Origin of the sequence: Aquirufa nivalisilvae, from assembly GCF_003143535.1 — a bacterium.
In the GTDB taxonomy this organism is placed as follows: Bacteria; Bacteroidota; Bacteroidia; order Cytophagales; family Spirosomataceae; genus Aquirufa; species Aquirufa nivalisilvae.
The window spans coordinates 926,075-943,998 of record NZ_CP029346.1 but is presented as its reverse complement, the minus strand read 5'-3'; the positions used below and the strand labels follow the sequence as shown (position 1 = coordinate 943,998).

The 17,924-nt window shown below is 39.0% G+C and carries 13 protein-coding genes; 3 read left to right on the top strand and 10 right to left on the bottom strand.

Going from position 1 to position 17,924, the window contains the following annotated elements; translation table 11 throughout:
- The first annotated feature begins 63 nt into the window (after nucleotides 1-63).
- Nucleotides 64-2,640 (top strand): zinc-dependent metalloprotease, encoded by a 2,577-nt coding sequence (locus tag HME7025_RS04090; RefSeq protein ID WP_109322422.1) that lies wholly within the window; start codon nucleotides 64-66, stop codon nucleotides 2,638-2,640.
- A gap of 66 nt (nucleotides 2,641-2,706) precedes the next feature.
- On the opposite strand, the gene HME7025_RS04085 is transcribed toward HME7025_RS04090, so the two are convergent.
- The 3 genes from HME7025_RS04085 to HME7025_RS04075 form a co-directional block, all read right to left on the bottom strand.
- Nucleotides 2,707-3,759 carry a DUF4407 domain-containing protein gene (locus tag HME7025_RS04085; protein ID WP_109322421.1) on the bottom strand — a complete coding sequence of 351 codons (1,053 nt, stop codon included), beginning with the start codon at nucleotides 3,757-3,759 and terminating at the stop codon, nucleotides 2,707-2,709.
- A 4-nt stretch (nucleotides 3,760-3,763) separates the two neighbouring features.
- On the bottom strand, nucleotides 3,764-4,321 hold the full coding sequence (locus HME7025_RS04080) for a hypothetical protein (protein ID WP_109322420.1): 558 nt from the start codon (nucleotides 4,319-4,321) through the stop codon (nucleotides 3,764-3,766).
- Nucleotides 4,322-4,605: 284 nt separating this feature from the next.
- Nucleotides 4,606-5,502: a PIG-L family deacetylase gene (locus HME7025_RS04075; RefSeq protein WP_109322419.1), complete on the bottom strand. Its 897-nt coding sequence runs from the start codon at nucleotides 5,500-5,502 to the stop codon at nucleotides 4,606-4,608.
- 115 nt (nucleotides 5,503-5,617) lie between these two features.
- On the opposite strand from HME7025_RS04075, the gene HME7025_RS04070 reads away from it, so the two are divergent.
- Together HME7025_RS04070 and mobA are read left to right on the top strand one after the other, a co-directional pair.
- A complete protein-coding gene (locus tag HME7025_RS04070; RefSeq protein WP_109322418.1) occupies nucleotides 5,618-5,893 on the top strand; it encodes a SelT/SelW/SelH family protein in 276 nt (91 codons plus the stop codon).
- Complete coding sequence (gene mobA, locus HME7025_RS04065) at nucleotides 5,890-6,471, top strand: molybdenum cofactor guanylyltransferase (protein ID WP_109322417.1); 582 nt, start codon at nucleotides 5,890-5,892, stop codon at nucleotides 6,469-6,471. The genes HME7025_RS04070 and mobA overlap by 4 nt, the downstream gene beginning before the upstream one ends.
- On the opposite strand, the gene HME7025_RS04060 is transcribed toward mobA, so the two are convergent.
- The 7 genes from HME7025_RS04060 to nirB are packed head-to-tail and all read right to left on the bottom strand — an operon-like array spanning nucleotide 6,464 to nucleotide 17,589.
- A complete protein-coding gene (locus HME7025_RS04060) occupies nucleotides 6,464-7,894 on the bottom strand; it encodes a rubredoxin (protein ID WP_109322416.1) in 1,431 nt (476 codons plus the stop codon). The genes mobA and HME7025_RS04060 overlap by 8 nt on opposite strands.
- The gene (locus HME7025_RS04055) at nucleotides 7,891-8,394 is read right to left on the bottom strand and encodes a nitrate reductase associated protein (protein WP_109322415.1); all 504 of its coding nucleotides are present in this window, start codon (nucleotides 8,392-8,394) and stop codon (nucleotides 7,891-7,893) included. Before HME7025_RS04055 ends, HME7025_RS04060 begins: the two co-directional genes overlap by 4 nt.
- A complete protein-coding gene (locus tag HME7025_RS04050) occupies nucleotides 8,375-11,914 on the bottom strand; it encodes a nitrate reductase (RefSeq protein ID WP_109322414.1) in 3,540 nt (1,179 codons plus the stop codon). Before HME7025_RS04050 ends, HME7025_RS04055 begins: the two co-directional genes overlap by 20 nt.
- Nucleotides 11,915-11,932: 18 nt before the next feature.
- Entirely contained in the window at nucleotides 11,933-13,213 is a 1,281-nt protein-coding gene (locus HME7025_RS04045; RefSeq protein WP_109322413.1) for a NarK family nitrate/nitrite MFS transporter, read from the bottom strand.
- A gap of 20 nt (nucleotides 13,214-13,233) precedes the next feature.
- Entirely contained in the window at nucleotides 13,234-14,727 is a 1,494-nt protein-coding gene (locus tag HME7025_RS04040) for an alginate export family protein (protein ID WP_109322412.1), read from the bottom strand.
- Nucleotides 14,717-15,073, bottom strand: a complete 357-nt coding sequence (nirD, locus tag HME7025_RS04035) for a nitrite reductase small subunit NirD (RefSeq protein WP_109322411.1) — start codon at nucleotides 15,071-15,073, stop codon at nucleotides 14,717-14,719. The genes HME7025_RS04040 and nirD overlap by 11 nt, the downstream gene beginning before the upstream one ends.
- Nucleotides 15,074-15,093: 20 nt before the next feature.
- Nucleotides 15,094-17,589, bottom strand: a complete 2,496-nt coding sequence (nirB, locus tag HME7025_RS04030) for a nitrite reductase large subunit NirB (RefSeq protein WP_109322410.1) — start codon at nucleotides 17,587-17,589, stop codon at nucleotides 15,094-15,096.
- Nucleotides 17,590-17,924 lie beyond the last annotated feature (335 nt).

The window sequence follows — 17,924 nt, the reverse complement described above, 5'->3', positions numbered from 1 at the left end:
ATAACTTCCATTTAGGAAACGGTCGTTTCAAACGAATTTCCTTGTAAACACACTAAAAAATACATGAAAAAATTACAGCTGAATTTGCTATTAGCTGCTGCGTTGTTGAGTCAAACTCCTTCCGCATTCGCTCAAAGCAATAAAAAAGTGGAACCGCCTAAAACACCTGTGGCAGCTGCGCCAAGTAGCGATGCTCCGAAACCTGATGCCAAAAAAGGGCCTAAACCTTATAATAAGGTGGTTGATAGTACTGCAGTCACACAAAAAGGTTTAATCGATGTCCACAAAATGGATCAGAAGTACCTATTTGAAATCCCAGCGTCGCTCATCGACCAAGAAATTATGACCATCACTCGTTTTTCCAAAACACCTGCTGGTGGAGGTATTTTTGGTGGTGAAGAAGTCAACCGACAAGTGATTCAATTTGAGAAAGGAAATAATAATAACTTATTGCTTCGTTCCATCAGCTACGTTATCATGTCTCCAGATGAAGGAAAGCCTTTAGCTCAAGCAGTTAAAAATTCTTCAGCGAATCCCATTATTGGTATATATGAAATTTTGGCGGTCAAAAAAGACTCAACAGGTAAAAAGGATATGGCTTTCGTCATTGATATGACGAGTACCTTCGATTCCGATATTCAGACATTTTCTCTAGACCCTGTAAAAAAACAAACGTTGAGTATTCAGGCTTTTCAAAAGGACAAATCATTCATTCAAAAAATCAGTAGCTTTCCAATCAATACAGAAATCAGAACTGTAAAAACCTTTTCAACGGTTCCTGCACTGCTTTCACTAAGCCCTGTGCCTCGAATTGGAGCCATTTTGCCTGCTGGAGCTGATGCTGGACTATTGACGTTGGAATTAAATACATCAATGATTGCCTTACCTAAGAAGCCCATGCGCAAAAGAAGTTTTGATGCGCGTGTAGGTTATTTTGCCAATCAATATGGCGTATTTGAAGAGGAATCTCAAAAGGCAGACACCGATGTTTTTGCGGTTAGATGGCGCCTTGAACCTAAGTCGAAAGAGGATGCTGAAAAACAGAAAAAAGGACAATTGATTGAACCCATCAAACCTATCGTTTACTACATTGACCCTGCTACTCCAGACAAATGGAAAAAATTCATCAAAGCAGGTATTGATGATTGGCAAGTGGCCTTTGAACATGCTGGATGGAAAAATGCTATTCGTGGGGAATACTGGCCAGAAAATGACCCAAGCATGAGCTTAGAAGATGCTCGATTCTCCGTGGTACGGTATTTTGCTGCCGATATTCAAAATGCTTATGGTCCCAATGTACATGATCCTAGAACGGGTGAAATATTAGAAAGCCATATTGGTTGGTACCATAACATCATGTCTCTTTTAAGAAATTGGTACATGGTTCAAGCAGGGGCAGTTGACCCTAATGCTCGCAAAAAACAATTTGATGATGTTTTGATGGGTGAATTGATCCGCTTTGTTTCTTCTCATGAAGTTGGCCATACCCTAGGTTTACGTCACAATATGGGAGCAAGTTCCGCTACACCAGTAGAGAAATTAAGAGATAAAGACTTTCAAGAGAAAAACGGACATACTTCTTCTATCATGGATTATGCACGTTTCAACTATGTGGCTCAACCAGAAGATGGCGTAACTCATTTATTCCCTAAAATTGGAGATTACGACAAATGGGCGATCAAATGGGGTTATTCGTATTTTGACGAAGCCAAAAGTGAAAAAGAAGAAAAGACTATTCTAAATGAATTAACTAAGGAAGCATATAAGAACCGCAGACTTTGGTTTGGAACAGAGATTAGCCCTTATGACCCTCGTTATCAAACAGAAGATATTGGCGATAATGCCATGGTGGCTTCCACTTATGGAATTAAAAACTTACAAAGAATCTTGCCGAATTTAATCGATTGGACCAAGGAAAATGGCGAAAGCTATTCCGAACTTGATGAATTATATAGCAATGTTACAGGGCAATTTAGAAGGTATTTAGGTCATGTTACCAAAAATGTCGGAGGTATTTACGACAATCCTAAAACCTATGATATGACTGGAAATCAATTTGAAATAGTTCCAAAAAGTTTACAAAAAGATGCCGTCAACTTCTTAAATAAGCAATTATTTGCTACCCCAACTTGGTTGTTAGATCAAAACATATTAGCCAAAATCAATCCTGAAAATGGAGTAGAGTCGATTAAATCCATGCAAGATGCCACCTTAAGTAATCTATTGGTAGGTGACCGAATGGTCCGTTTAATGGAAGGTTCGTCGATCAATAAAAACAATTATTCGGTGGATGAATTAATGACCGATTTACGTTTGGGTATTTTTGCTGAATTGAAAAGCCAAGCTTCCATCGATATTTTCAGAAGAAACCTTCAGAAACTATTCATTGATAAAGTAGCTGCCTTATTAAATCCTGGCACAGCTCAAGTTAGATCCATTCCTGTGGGTGTTACTTATGGCTTTAAAACGAGAGTGGTCAATCTAAACCAAACAGATTTACCCTCTATTGCGAGAGGACAATTATTGAGCTTGAAAGACAGTTTAAAAGTTGCTTCTGCTGGCACCAATGATCGATTAAGTAAATTACATGTATTGGATTTGATTGCTCGAATTGATAAAGCATTAGATCCTAAGAAATAATTGATTTCATTTCAATAAAAAAAGCCTCCTGAGATTTCCGGAGGCTTTTTTTTACATCCAAATTGACTATCTGGGTAAATGATCGATTAAATTAGATGATGAACTAATCATGGATTCTGAACCCAAAGCAGCATTACGTTTATCCTCCAATGCCATTAATCGACGAATACGAATATTTTGTTGGTAGTCTACCACCTTCTCATAGTCATTCTCATGATGATTGCTTTTAATAATTAAGACTAAAGATTCTATTAACAAGAAAAAGAAGAACCAGATCAAATAAAAGATTAATGCGGTAGGATAAGGATCAAACTCCAACAAATAATTGATTAAGGCATTCAGCTCATCCAAAAAGCCAGGTTTGCGGTTCAAAATCTCTTTGGCCTTATTCTTAACTTCCGCTGCATATTGCTGCCCTTTCTGAATTTTCTCATTTTCCAACACACTAATCTTGGAAGCAATTGAAGCTTGAAAGGCGCGTAAATTGGAAATCTCTGGATTTGGAATCCGACTACTTTGCTGCTCACTAATCAAATTCCCTGCGGAATCGTATTTTCTTCCACCGCCACCCCCAGCGAGCGTTGCGGGTAATTTCAACACCTGAGTTTGTATTTTTTGGTAATTGAATTTCTCTACCATAATCGTGCTATCCAATTGTGCAATAGCTGTTTGGTAAGCATTTCGGGCAATATTACTTTCTTTTAATGCCTTTGCCTCAACGGATGCTTGGGCAATTTTCTGAATATCATTGGCAAATAGATATTGATCGATGATACTAGCTCCAATGACAGCAACAATAATTCCCAATAACACACGAAAGAACTTTGCCCAGCTATTCAATTTGGCAGAAAGTATAATTTGTCGCTCTATCTGAACAATCAGAACCGCCATAAATGCAGAACCTAGTAAAGATAACCATGGTCCAAAATTGAGGTATTTATTAGAGAAAATATAGCCTATTATGGACCAAATGAGCGTAATAATAACTAAGGCAGAAGTGATTTTCTTTTGATCTCGTTTACTTGCTTCTGAGCATTCCGACAAAATCTGGTAATTGTGTCCCGATAGGAAACATCCAAAACGAAGCCATAAGTCTTTGGGGATGAAGGTCTTTTCCATAAGTTTAGATGTTACGATTGATGATGTTCGCCATGGAAAGAGCCGCTAAACCCTTATTAAAACCACGTTTGTATGCCAATATAATGCGGATGGAAGTTCCTGTTTCATTGGTAACATCCACTTTTATTTCTTCCATGATTTTTAATCGATCTAAACAGATGTCTCGTCGGGATTCCAATTCTTCGACTAAATCATGCAAATCTGCCTTTCTTCTAGAATTAATATGAAAATCTATTTCCTTCAGGTATTCTTTGATGGCAATTTCAGCCTCATGAATATCTGCCTGTAAGTCCAATTTAATAATAGAAATATTATCGTCTCGGTATTTATTATCGGCAGTAGTCAAGGCATCTTGGTAACCTTCCATTTCATAATCATGCCGAATTCGATCAAAAATTCGTTGCCAGGTTGATTCCGACCTTCCATCAAAATGCGGCTTTCGAACATCTAAACTAGGGTTCAATCGCTGGTCGATCCGATTCGCTTCTTCCTGCAATGCCACATCAGGATTAGTCTTTTCCTCAGACTTATTCCCTCCAAAAAAATAATTCCAAATTCCCATAATGGTTTGCTCTTTAAAAATGTTAGGTTGATTGAATTAGTGGAAAAGGAACAATACTGACTAAATAAGTCATAAAATTTTCGAATAAATAAAAATTAGTATAAACGGCTCATTCCGAGTCTAAAGCTTGATTTACATGGATGAAAATGGCCAATCAACCGAGGAGCAATTTCCTGAATCAATTAGGTGCATACCTAACGAATAAAAAGCCAATAGAATTGTCGGACAAGGATTATTTAAATCCCTGCGAATAGGAGAAAAAGAAGATCAAAAGCTAATTAAATCTATTTAGGAGCCGCAAAGCCACTGTTGGCCAATTGTTGAAATAAGTCCTGAACCTGCTTAATACCTTTAGGGTCATTGATATCAAAATAGCGATATACTTCAAAGTCAGTCTTATGGATACCATTTTCTTGTATGGCTCCTTGTGACTTATAGGCTGCAATAACCCAATCAGCTACAATTTTATAACTTACTTTATCATTTTCCTTAAATCGAAATGCCCGATTCAACGTAAAAGTAGGAGCATTCGATTTAATCTTCGTTTCTGGAAATCCTTCTAACATAGCAAATTCAATGGGTTTGGCATTGGCAGACAATGGACTGCCCGCTATAATGATTGGTTTATGAGGTCCTTTGAATCGCTGAACTGCGCGAAGTGCCATTAAAACGGCTGTCTTATGGTGGCCATGCTGACCTGCATGTGGCAACATGGTAATGACATAATCGTATTGACGCTCAGCCAAAATCAAATCCAAACGCTTCTCAATGAATGGTATATCCCAATTTTTACCCGATATATAAGGGGTTGGATCCAAGGTATACCAGTCGTCGGGTTGCTCCATAAAATAGATATTTCGCAAGCCCATAATTTTAGCAGCATCCAAAATCTCTTGTTTCCTAATCAGTGGTAAATGTGTACGAGCAACCAAAGAATCGGTTAAATTGAGTCCATAGTACATGGCGCCTAATTGAGAATCGGCAAAGCCTCCTCCTCCATCTGTCATCACGGCCATATCAACTATTCCTTTGAGTTCATGCGTGATTTTAAATAGACTGACAGAAAAACCTGTTTCATCATCTGGATGCGCCGTTACTACCAAAACTTTGGGGCCCTGAGCAAATAAGGGACTTGCAAAACTTAATAATACAAGGAATGCGAGACAAGAAATGATTTTCATAAATGAAATAGGTCTTTAAGGATAATGATATATAAGGGGTAATTTTTCAATAAATTAGGTAAATTTATTTGAATGATCCACCATTTTAATAAAGCTTTTTAGAAGATATACTGACATGAAACCAACCTTAACGATTTCATATTGTCCTAAATGCCATTGGCTTCTTCGTGCAGCCTATGTGGCCCAAGAGATGTTGAGTACTTTCGAAGCAGAATTGGGAGCTGTAACATTACAACCCAGTGAAACCTCAGGAGAGTTTGCTTTATATATCAACCATGAACTCTTGTTTGACCGAAAAACGAATGGTGGTTTTATGGAGATTAAGGAATTAAAGCAAATACTACGAGATAAAATCTGCCCAGAAAAGTCCTTGGGACATTCTGACCGATGATAGGACTAGTCATGGCGGGAGGAAAAAGCCTTCGTATGGGGTCTGACAAAGGCCTTTTAGTAACAAAAACGGGGGAAATATGGGCTAAATCTGCTTGGAACAAGCTACAATCCTGCGGAATCAAGAGTTATGTAGGAATAAATCCCTTACAAACTCCTAGCTATTCCCCACATATTCCTCCAGCTAATATCATTCTTGACCATCCAGATATTGTGGCACCTGGCCCAATCCAGGGTATATTATCTGCTCATCTATCCTATCCAAAGGAAGATATTCTGGTGTTAGCCTGTGACATGCCCAACATGGAAATTTCTTGTCTACAAGATTTAATGGAATTCCGAAATTCCCAGCCTAATGCCTTAGCTTGGGTATATCAAAATGGTGATCAAATTGAGCCAATGTGTGCTATTTATTCAGCCAATGGCTTAGAAAAACTCACTGCTTTGTTAGAAAAAAAAGAACTCATTCCTACAAGCTTAATATCTATTTTGAATAGACTGCAGGCGGCTATAAAACCAGTTTCGGCAGAAAATACGAAGAACTTTATCAATTGTAATACTCCTGAGGAAATTAACTAATTGAAACAAAAGTAAGTTTAGGCGCTTCACACATTTCGCAGACATAATCATCGGGTAAGTCCTCAAAAAGTGTTCCTGCTGGAATTTGCTGGGAATCATCTCCAAACTCAGGATTATAAATCGTCAAGCAAGCTGGACATTGGCATAAACTCAACTTAATCTCTTCTTGGACAACGACAGGCTCCATGAAGGATTTCACTTGAGAAGAACGAAATTTATAAAAGCTCAAAATTGCACGACGTAATTGTTCCCCTAAAATAAATTTGGGCAGTCCAGATCCATATAAAGAGCCTGTTCGTTGATTGGGGTTAAAATCGTTGGCACATAGAATATCATACACATGAAAAAGCCCAAATAAAAGTGGTCTTCTTCTAACCACTATTCCACCAAATACTTCCGATTTTTTCCTTGTTTTAATACCAATACTCAAGCCAAAGGTCCGTGTATCTTCTTCATTCAAATGTCGTACCAAATATTGTTTTAAAGCCAATCCCTCTGGGCAATGATCTTCCACTTGAAAATTGAGTTCATTCGCTGCATGGCGCATATTAATTTGATGCTTTTCTAGCAATAAATTCCACGCTCCTTTGTCCGACTCCACAATACCTTTGATAATCAAGGACTTCCAAGGTGTGGAGCCCATCTGACCCACTTTGGTAGCCATACAGAGCTGGCACGCCTCCCGTAGAAATGCCACCGTAAATTTTTCTTCTCTCCGGTAAATCCCTAACCAATAACGATTATTGTAGCGATTTAAGCCTTCATAATAAGGCAAATTAAAATCTGGTAATTTAGCTTGTTCCTGAGCTCTCCGTAAAATGTATGGTCTCAAATTCATGCGAGACATTAACTCCGTACCACTGGCATTTTCTTGGTCATAAAAAGTGGGAAGATCACTTAAAATCAAGCTTTCCAAGGACTTCGAAAAAGAGGCCACATCTTGGGTATGAACGAGTTCTGTCCATGGATAGACTACATTGGTTTTGGGAAAACGAATGAATAAATGCCAGAAATGAGCCTCATTAACCGATGCCACCCAATTAATATTTCCCGTTAACAAAGGGGTGAAACTTTGATTGGAATCCGAAATATTAATCTTCAATTGAGGAGAAAAATCAATTCCATCTAAAATGTCACGATATACACCTTCACTTAGCCACGTACCTTGAATGAAAATATCTTCAGCAGGATAAGAACTAACAATGTTGGGATAAATCTCAGAATTTAACTCATAATTTATTCCTTTAGACTCTAATCCAGCTTGCAAAGCAGGAATTAGATCTTCTTCGACTGGAATGATCAACTGTTGACGTAAACCAAAACTTACATAGCGAATGTACAAGCGATCAAGCAAGTCCAATATTTCCAAAAGATCTCCTGGCGAAATGATACCCCCCAGAAAATTAATCTTTACGTAATTCATACGATATTAAATTCGCGCATGGCAATGGGAAAATTCTTATTCTCATGCCCAGGATTAGTTAATTTCAACAAGGCATATCGCTGTAAATGACTCAATTGTCCCCATTGTTGGACAGATACTTTCCAACCAAATTCTTTGGCTTTTTCTTGAAGACGAGCAGGGACAACTAATCCATCCATCCAATCAAATATCAATCGACTTGGGTCTAATTCACTCATGTCCTCCTTGGTATATTGAAAAACCAAAGACCTCAATTTATCCTTATAATTCATTTTATCCGCTAAGCTTTCTGTAGGAGCAAGAGCTAAAGCCAATTTCTCGGCAGCTGAAAACTTAGCCCATTCATGTAATTTCAACTTGATCTTTACTTGATCCAATTTAAAGCGAACTACCATGGGAATACACCGCATATTAGCTTCTACAAAATCCTCTTCAAATTCAAAATATTCTAGCCCTTTTTGACCTTTAAAGATCGAAGGTTTATCCAATAACTGTTTCATGATGTTTCAATTTTAAGCTATGATCTAAAATCGATTTCACTTCGGGGCGACAACTTCCGCAACCCATTCCTGCTCCACTCAACTGACATAATTGTAAGTGGTCCGTACATCCCGCATCTATTTTTTTAAGCAAATTTCCTTCCCCTACTCCATTGCAACTACAAATTAACCTACCAATTACAGGTTCGGGAGCTTCCCCTGAACGAAGTAATTGCAGGCGCTTTTCACTTAATTCAATCTTATTTTCTATCAGATTTTTAAATTCTAAGAATTCACGTTTATCTCCAATCAATATGGCTCCTACCAATCGGTCATTATGAATAATACATTTTTTATAATATCGCTTGGTCTTATCTATAAACACAACTTCTTCATATGCAGGGTTCTGAGGAAGTTCAATGACACCCATCGAACAAAAATCCGTACCGTGCATTTTCAAAATATTCATCAATAATGAACCCGAATATTGGGCTGAAATATCACCAGATAAATATCGAGCCACAATTTCTGCTTGTTGCTCTGCCGCAGCCGTTATCCCAAATAAAGCTCCATCACATTCAGCAATTTCACCAATGGCATAAATATGTGGATCATTGGTTTGTAAATATTCATCCACACAAATTCCTCTTTGTGTTTTTAATCCAGCCTCCTTGGCTAATTCAATATTTGGAATGGTACCTATGGCGATAACCATGGCTTGACAAGTTAAAGTCAATCCACTTTTCAAACGCACAGCTTCTATTTTTTCTTCTCCAACAAATCGCTCTATTTCATCGTTGTAATGTATCCCAATTCCGCGATCTACTAATTCCTCATGCAACAATTGACTACCCAAAGGATCCAGTTGTCGGTCCATAAACCGCGAATTTCGATGAATAATAGTCACTTTTACATGCATTTCTTGCAAGGAAGCAGCCAATTCTATCCCCAACAATCCTCCACCAACAATCAATACAGGACCCCGACTTGGGTCAATATGGGCTAAAAAGCGATCCGCATCCATACGACTTCGCATGGTGAAAATACCTGCTAAAGAAGGGATTTCACGTAAAAGGGCAGGTCTACTTCCTGTAGCTAGAATCAATACATCGTAGCTATGACTACGGCCCAAATTATCAACTACTTGCTTTTCCTCGCGATTCACCGAAGTAATCCAGACACCCCGATGTAAGGTAAATTGATGTTCCAATTCCTCTTCCTCCGACATCTTGACTAGATTAACCCATGGAAGTGTACCATTGATATAATCAGGAAGCAAAACTCGGTTGTAAAATGGCAAATTTTCTTTACTAAATACCTCAATGCTATCATCGGTATTGTATTGTCGATACGACTTCACAAAGCCACAGGCACCTGCGCCTGCACCAACTACGATGATCTTTTGCTTTGATTTAGTATAAAGCTTTACAGAAACTGCCGAAAACTTAAAATCAGGCTCTTTACTTTTGGGATCAACTAAATTTTGGGTCAGATTATTCGCTCGATTCAAGTCTAATTTCCCCATTTTCCCCCAATGCATGGGCATAAAAACTACTCCCTTTTTAATGTCTGGAGAAAGTTTGGCTTTGACGCGAGCTAGCCCTCGCTTATTTTCAATTTCTACCAGCGACTGATCCTGAATACCTAATTTTTGGGCATCCTCAGGATGGATTTCCAGAAATGATTCATGAATATGTTGTTTCAATTTATTCACTTTCCCCGTCTTAGACATCGTATGCCACTGATCTCGAATTCTACCTGTGGTTAAAATAAAAGGGAATTCTTCTGATATCTTCTCCGAGGTATTTTCATCTGAAACCGTATGTATTTGTGCTTTTTGCGAAGCCGTAAAAAACTGATTATCCGTGAATAAACGAGGCGTACCGTGACCACTTTGTCCTTGGGTATAAGGCCACTGAACCGTTCTTTTTTGCTTCAAAATAGCATGACTCAATCCACTCATGTCCACATTTGTCCCTTGGGTCAATTGCACATGTTCTGCATATATATCGGCTGAATTTTTAAAGTCAAAGCCCTTGAAACCCATTTTTTGAGCAAATCGACAAATAATTTCAGCGTCGGGAATTGCCTCTCCAGGTGCATTCAATACCTTGGGTAAGTAACTTATTCTTCTTTCGGCATTGGTCATGGTACCTTCTTTCTCTGCCCATGAGGCAGCAGGCAATACCACATCGGCATATGCCAAAGTTTCCACTTTATTGGAAATGTCCTGTACGACTACAAATTTGGCTTTTTTAAAGGCCTGTTCTACTCGACGAACATCAGGCATACTGATTAATGGATTAGTACAAATAATCCAAACAGCCTTTAATTTGCCTGATTCCAGTGCTTCAAACATTTCGGTAGCACTAAGGCCTGGTTTGGCTGCGATTCGGCCGCGAGGAACAGACCAAAAATCTTCAACTTCGGCCCGATGCTCAGGATTTAATAAATCTCGATGAGCTGGAAGTAAATTGGATAATCCTCCTACTTCCCTCCCCCCCATAGCATTGGGTTGACCTGTTAAAGACAATGGACCAGCACCAGGTCGACCGATTTGACCAGTGATGAGATTCAAATTAATCAATGAAAGATTTTTACTCACTCCCACGGCACTTTGATTCAATCCCATGGTCCACATGGTCATAAAACCCTGAGCATTTTTAATGTAAGATGCTGCTGTAAGTATGTCTTTACATGAAACCCCACATAAATGAGCTGCTTCTTCCAAGGTCCTTTGCATCACGGACTCTTGATAACGTGCAAACCCTTCCGTATGATTCGCGACAAAAGCCAAATCAATAGCACCCATTTCGATGAGTGCACGACCAATGGCATGATGCAAGATAATATCGGTACCAGGATTCAGCTGTAAATGGACATCGGCGATGGAGCAGGTCTGCGTTTTTCGTGGATCGCTAACGATAATCTTTAAATCTGGATTACGTTCCTTGGCAGCTTCAACCCTTCTCCACAAAATAGGATGACACCAAGCGGGATTGGCTCCAGCCACAAAAATCACATCTGCATGGTCTAAATCCTCGTAAGAAACAGGCACGGAGTCTTCTCCTAAAGCCATTTTATACCCTACTACAGCTGAACTCATGCAAAGGCGGGAATTGGTATCTATGTTATTTGAACCTATAAAACCTTTGATGAGCTTATTAATCACATAATATTCTTCTGTTAAACATTGACCTGAAGCGTAGAATGCCACAGAATCAGGCCCATATTTTTCAATTAATGAACGAAACACGGCCGCGGTGCGCTCTAAAGCAATATCCCAAGTGACCCTTTGTCGAGGCTGACTTTTACCAAATCGAACCTCTGGATAAAGTAGCCTGTCTGAAGTATCATTGACTGTATGGTGCAAATTCATTCCTTTACTACAAAGTTGCCCTTGATTTACTGGATGACCTTGCTCGCCTTCCACCCAAATTCTACCTAAGGGATCTTTTTGTATAGATACACCGCAGCCTACCCCACAGTAACAGCAGGTACTCAAATGCTCCGTAAACCCAGCTTTTAAGTGCTTATCCATGAGGTGTTTTTGTGATAATTATGCCAAATTAAGTTCCATTGCCTTTTTAGGCTCCGAAAAACGCGTGATGAAAATAATGACCGAAATGGCGATGACAATTAATCCTATGTAAGCAAATGCTTGCATGTAAGTAATATTCTCGCTCTTAAATAAGAAACCGAACATCATGCCTCCAACGTTTCCACCCGCTCCTACAATTCCACTGACTAATCCTACATTTTTGGCATTGACAAATGGTGTGATAGCGTATGTAGTACCGTTGGCCATTTTTAAGAAAAGTGCAAAACCAATCATGGATAAAATAGCCATGGTTAAGTTACCTGCATTGGCAAACATGATGAGGCCTAGTCCTTCCAACAATAACACTGTAGCTAAAAGCAAACCTTTACCTCGCATACCATAAGTCTTACCTACTTTATCGGCAAAAATTCCCCCTAATGCACGAGCAAAAATATTCATAAAGCCAAATGCTCCAGCGCAGATACCTGCCGTGCTTTGTGTCAAGCCATATTCTTGAACAAAATGCAAGGCCGCAACATTGTCGAATGTAATTTCCATACCAAAACATACCGCATAGGCTAAAGAAAGAGCCCAAATTCTCCAATCTTTTAAAACAGAATAATCTGTTTTACTTTTTTGATCGGCCGATCTTTCTATTTCATCGTAATTACCGGCAGGAGTATCCTTTGTATAACGGTAATAAACAAAAGCCATGATCAACATTAATATGCCAGGGAAGATCATCGCATATCTCCATGCATCAGCTTTGATGTATCCAAACCCAACAATGGCAGAAAAAATCAATGGCATGACCATATTCGTTACTCCTCCACCTAAATTCCCCCAACCACCAGCAACGGCATTGGCTGTCCCCTTTATGGCAGGAGAAAACATAATGGAAGTGTGAAATTGAGTGATAACAAAGGATGCCCCCACAATACTTATAGCTAATCGGAATAACAAGAAGCTTTCGTAGCTATTAGCCAAACCCACCCCCATCACAGGTATAGAACCCAATAATAGTAAAGCTGTATATGTTTTTCGTGGTCCCCAAGTATCACATAATCGGCCTATTAATAAGCGTGCAATGATCGTTCCTGAAACGGAAGCAATGATGATATTGCCGATTTGAGACTTACTCAAATGCAATGTTTCCTTGATCGTTGGCATCAGTGGAGCTAAGCCAAACCAGCCAAAGAAACAAACAAAAAAAGTCAACCAAGTAATATGAAAAGTACGCATTTGCACGCCTTTGAATGAAAAGACATATAATTTTTCGAGAGGTTTGATCGTATTCATCAGATTAATATTTAGGTGGATTATAAAAGGATATTTAGTTGTAAATAGGCCCATTGGGCATTTTTTTGACTTGTTCCTGGTGTTATTGATTTAGCATATTCCATGGAGTCACTGGCATTCAGCGCACACAAGCCTACTTCGATTTGACTGGATTTATTTAGCATATACGTACTAATCCAATCCAACTCCATTCCCAAATAGGCATCTAGAAGCTGCCCATCCAATCGCTTTTGCTGATTGGCTAATGCAAAATAATGAAGGTCAAATCCTGTACTAAATCGCTTGTTCTTGGAAAGGTATTTCGCTTTGGCATAAACATTGGATAAACCGCCTAATGGTGACCCTGTGGCTACGTAGAAATAATCCATGTATCCCCAAAATTTATGAGGTGTCCCATATAAGGGATCAAAGCGGTGATTCACTTGAGAGCTAGAAAAAGCATCATTTCCAGAAACGTAATCCCAACCCAAGGTATAGCTCCATAGTTTATGTTGCATACTAACAGCTAAAGTGGAAGTAAATGCATCAAGCAATAGCCCTTCTTTGTCGTGTCCAGACTGATAGAAAAAGCCTGCATTTAATTGGACTTTCTTTGATTTTTCTAACATACTTGATAAGGTGAGGCCATAAGTAAATCGAGCATGATTCAGAGAAGAATGATACTTTCTTCCAAATACATAACCTGTATCACGGCCAGCCACATTTCTAGTTGAGTCCAGGGTATAAGCCCCAAATTGATCACTCAATAAAAGTCCAGTCAGTTTGCTAGATGAAAAGCTTTTGGATACATATAAAAATTGTAAGGATTTATAATTTTGACCTAAAGCATTGGTGCTTGGAGGATTTAATACAGCCAAAGAACCTGATTTACTGGAAATTCCTTGGGCATTGACAGTGGGTATCATTCCAGTTGGGCTTGCTACCAAATTTCCCTTACTGTCTTTGATATACGGAATCACATTGGCTGGAGTATAATAAGTACCATCATACTGAAATGCGTCGGTATTTTGATTAAATGCCAAACCTAGGTCAGCCCGCCATCCATGGTGCAACATTTTAAGAAGTATGGCATCATGACGACGCGCTTGTTGCAACCAATCCAAATTACCCAATAATCGAGAATCATCGTATAATAATTCTTGGCGACCAATTTTCAAGGCCAAATAATCTAGTCCTTTAGGTAAAGTGGTGTCAGACTTATTTAAGAGCGTAACTTCTGCCCAAGCCTCATGAACACCCAATTTACTCCCATCATTAGCTGAAATAGTAGAAGCATCTTGACCCCAAACACGTACATCTTGAAGAGTTGCCTGAAACTGCACGCGACTATTCTTGTAAGCTGCAGTCAGTCGAGTTCTTTGAGATGTAAAAAAGGCTGGATCAATGGATTTTAAACGTAAAGTCCCCACTCCATCACGATACTCCGTGCGAGTTCTTAATTGTCCTGTAAATGATAATTGCGCCAAAAGAGGGCTACACATCAACAATAGAAGTAGTAGTAGTTTATATTTCATCGCTTTCCATAAAAATGTACACAGATTCATCCTTGACCATGACCGAATAGGTCTTGATAGCCTCTACATCACCTGATAAACAGGCTCCTGTTTTAAGCGAAAAAGTCTTTTTGTGAAATGGACAAGCCACTTTAGGTTCTTCCCCCTGTGAGCCAATCATTCCACGACTAAGCGCCATTTGTTGACGATGTGGACATTCATTTTGAGTAGCATACCATTCTCCTCGTCGGGCGAAATGGAACAAGGCAATTTGTTGGTCTTTTACTTTGACACAAACTCCTCCATTTTCGGGCACATCTTGTACCTGGCAAGCCAGGAACCATGTTTTATTCATTGTCTCTACCATAATTGTACTAGTTAGGCTAATTAATTCCAGGCTTTTGCCTTCTTTTGATCACGTAAAACTTCAAAATTGACCGTTGGGTCTTTCTCTTCTGGCGCATTAACAAAATGGCTGAAACGTTTTCTGAACTCTGGGTTTTCTACCGCAGCTTTCCATTCACAGACATAATTATCCACCAGTTTTTGCATTTCACTTTCCAATTCCTCGGCTAAACCTAAGCTATCATTCACTACTACATTGCGTAGGTAATCGATACCTCCATCCAATTTATTCAACCATGTAGCGGTACGAGTTAAAGGATCAGCTGTTTTGATGTAAAACATCAAAAAGCGGTCGATGTAGCGAATGCACGTTTCTGAATCGATATCGCTGGCAAGCAATAAGGCATGTTGGGGTTTAGAACCACCGTTTCCACATACATGTAAGTTCCACCCTTTCTCGGTCGCTATAATACCAAAATCCTTACTTTGTGCTTCGGCACATTCACGAATACAACCTGAAACACCACCTTTGATTTTATGTGGCGCCCTTATTCCGCGATACCTTTCCTCAATTTGAATGGCAAAACTTACAGAGTCATGCAAGCCAAATCGGCACCAAGTACTGCCCACACAGCTTTTTACTGTACGTAATGCTTTTCCATAAGCATGTCCACTTTCAAAACCTGCAGCTATGAGTTTTTCCCAAATAGCAGGCAAATCCGTTAAGTGAGCCCCGAATAAATCAATGCGCTGACCACCCGTGATTTTGGTATACAGATTATATTCCTTAGCCACTTCCCCAATGACAATGAGCTTGTCAGGTGTAATTTCTCCACCAGGAATTCGAGGTACTACAGAATAAGTGCCTCCTTTTTGAATGTTAGCTAAAAAACGATCATTACTATCTTGAGCCGTATCATTCCCCTTATCCAAAATCATCTCATTCCAGAGACTGGCAATTAAGGAAGCAACTAAAGGCTTACAAACTTCACAACCATCCCCGTGACCATGCGCTGAAAGTACCTCATCATAAGATCTCAAATTGTGCAAATGCACTAAATCCAAAAGCTCTTGTCGAGAATAGTCAAAATGCTCACAAATGACATTGCGTACATAGATACCTTGTGATTTCAACGTATGATTTACGATATCTTTGACCATGGGAACACAACCCCCACAACCGGTGCCTGCCTTGGTGCATTTTTTAATGGCCTCTACGTTTTCCGCTCCATTGATTACGTGGGAACAAATATCTCCTTTACTTACAGCTTCGCAGCTGCAAATCATAGCCTCATCTGGTAAACTCAGTACGCCTGCTCCTCCTTCAGATTCGCCACCTCGAGAACCTAACATGATATCTTCAGGATTAGGGGGAAGAACTACTTGATTTTTACAGGTTTGTAATAGCATATTATACTGCTCTGCATCTCCAATCAGAATACCTCCTAAAAGCGTTTTACCATCAGCACTAATATTGACGCGTTTATATATTCCTTTATTTCGATCTTCTAGTACAATCGATCGAACATCCTCATCTGTAGAAAAAGGATTTCCAAAACTTGCCACATCAATACCAATCAATTTCAATTTGGTACTCATATCAAATCCGGTAAACTGCTTGTCCGAACCTAATAAGGTAGCTATGGCAACTTCAGCCATTTCATACCCAGGGGCTACTAAACCATAGATCATCCCCTCATACAAAGCACATTCTCCAATGGCCAAAATATGAGGATCAGAAGTGATCATCTGCGAGTCAACCATAATCCCACCCCGAGGACCTACAGCTAAACCAGCACTTTTAGCTAATTCATCCCGAGGTTTAATACCAGCTGAAATAACAAGCATATCCACTTCCAAGAGCTCATCATTTTGAAAGCGCATACCTTCAATTTTATCAGTACCTGTAATTTCCAAGGTATTTGTTGATGTCAATATATGTAGGCCAATCGATTCTAACTTGGCTTGTAAAATCTTGGAACCAGCTTCATCTATTTGTCTTGGCATTAAGCGAGGAGCAAATTCAATCACATGGGTATCAGAAACGCCCAAATCGATCATGGCTTTAGCTGCTTCCAAACCTAAGAGTCCACCACCTATCACAGCGCCTTTCTTAGCTTTGGGGGCCCAGTCGCGCATCATTTCCAAATCTTCTATGGTGCGATAAATAAATACTCCGTCTTTCTCCACGCCAGGAATGGGTGGAACAAAGGCAGATGAACCCGTTGCAAAAACTAAGTAATCGTAGGTTTCTACTATTCCAGCATGGGATTTAACTGTCTTATTTTGGCAGTCCAAATGCATAATAGGATCACCCATATACAGTTTGATTCCATGTTCTTCATACCAAGAAGCTGGAGCCATTTCTAAATCTTTGGCAGTCTTTCCTGAGAAAAATTCACTGAGGTGGACACGGTCATAGGCCGGCCTAATTTCCTCTCCAAATACAATGAGTTCTACGCCTTGTGGATTTTTTGCTATCAGTTTTTCGCAAAACTTATAGCCAACCATTCCATTGCCGATGATGATAATTTTCATGATGCTTGATGTTACAATGTGCTAAAAACTTTCATCAGATAAAATTGAATTATTCCAATTTAATCTTGACTAGTATGTATCCTTGTTGATGAGAAACAAAATAGTGAGCTAAGTGACTATTTTATTTTGGAACATTTTGAAATTTCCTTAAAATGCTAAAAAAGGACAATCGTTGTTATATAAATGCTTTTAATCTGTTGCAAATATTGACTATCAAAAAATACAAAACAAGTATTTTAGGAAAATATTTAACCTATTTTTATTGATTATTTGGTTTTAGATTAAATTTGAATCAATTTTTAAACTCATTTTTATACATTTTGCAAAAAAATAAT